The sequence below is a fragment of the Corynebacterium gottingense genome, from assembly GCF_003693265.1.
GTDB classification, from domain to species: domain Bacteria; phylum Actinomycetota; class Actinomycetes; order Mycobacteriales; family Mycobacteriaceae; genus Corynebacterium; species Corynebacterium gottingense.
Genome location: NZ_RDRE01000139.1, coordinates 1 through 1,306 on the forward strand (window position 1 = coordinate 1; position 1,306 = coordinate 1,306).

The following is a 1,306-nucleotide window of genomic DNA, read 5'->3' on the forward strand; positions in this document are numbered from 1 at the left end:
TGAAGCGTCCTGGGTTTAGTTCCTACCTCTGCTAAGGAAGGATTGGCACTATGCCCAGAAAATATTCCGCCGAATTCAAGGAGAAGGCGGTCCATCAGATCATCGAAATGGTCCGCCTGGAGTCTTGCTCACTGCAACGCGCCTACACGGAGGTCGGTGAGCTGCTTGGAGTATCCCACCACACGTTGCGGGCTTGGTACCGTGACAGCGCTTCAGTACGCGATAATTCTGACGCTTCAGGCGGCGAAACCATGGAAGAAGAGCTCAAACGGCTACGCCGCGAAAACCGCGAGCTGAAACGAGCCAACGGAATCCTCAAGACTGCCTCGGCTTTTTTCGCGGCGGAACTCGACCGACCCACGACCAAATGATCTCCTACATCGACGCGTACAAGGAGCAATTTGGGGTCGAGGCCATCTGCCGAGTCCTAAAACAAGCAGATCGTGGATTCATCACCTCACGCGGCTACCGCAAAGCCACCACACGTGTTCCCAGTGCAAGGGCCTTAAGCGATAGCCTTCTCATTCCAGAGATTCAACGCGTGCATGCGGAGAATTTCTCGGTCTACGGCATCCGCAAAATGTGGCACGCGATGAACCGTGAAGGCTTTCATATTGGCCGCGACAAGACCGCACGTCTGATGAAACTCGCAGGCGTTTCTGGCCGCAGACGCGGGCGAACCCCGGTCACAACGATCAGCCCGAAGACACCGGATCATCGCCCGGACCTAGTGCGCCGAAACTTTCGTGCACAAGCGCCAGGCAGGCTTTGGGTTGCCGACATTACCTACGTTCGCACCCTGTCAGGATTCGCCTACACCGCGTTTGTCTTTGACGTCTACAGCCGCAAAATCGTCGGTGTTGCCACCAGATCTACGATGCGCACCGATGCGCTGCCGATGGAGGCACTGGAACATGCTTTAACGACTGCCGGTCGAATCCACGGCGACCAGCTGATACACCACAGTGACCGAGGAAGTCAGTACGTGTCACTGAAGTACTCCACCGCACTGGCCGAAGCCGAGATCCGGCCGAGTGTCGGCACAGTCGGAGATTCCTATGACAACGCGCTGGCCGAGACTGTTAACGGTCTCTACAAGGCTGAACTTATCCATCCTCAAGGCCCGTGGACATCAGTAGGAGAAGTCGAGCTAGCCACCCTGCGGTGGGTGCACTGGTGGAACACCAAACGTCTTCACGAGGCGTTGGACTACGCCACCCCACAAGAAGTAGAAACCGAGTATTATCTCACCGAGCCCATCAACACAGGGCCGTAAAAGAAGCGGAACCAAACCCAGGACGCTTCA

The 1,306-nt window shown here is 56.4% G+C and carries 1 protein-coding gene; it reads left to right on the top strand.

Features of this window, described 5'->3' with window-relative positions; all coding sequences use genetic code 11:
* Window positions 1-50 precede the first annotated feature (50 nt).
* Window positions 51-1,276 (top strand): IS3 family transposase gene (locus EAW56_RS12270; protein WP_122086833.1). Its coding sequence is split into 2 segments (ribosomal slippage): window positions 51-330 and window positions 330-1,276, totalling 1,227 coding nucleotides; the frame shifts between segments, so codons are not numbered across the junction.
* Window positions 1,277-1,306: the final 30 nt, after the last annotated feature.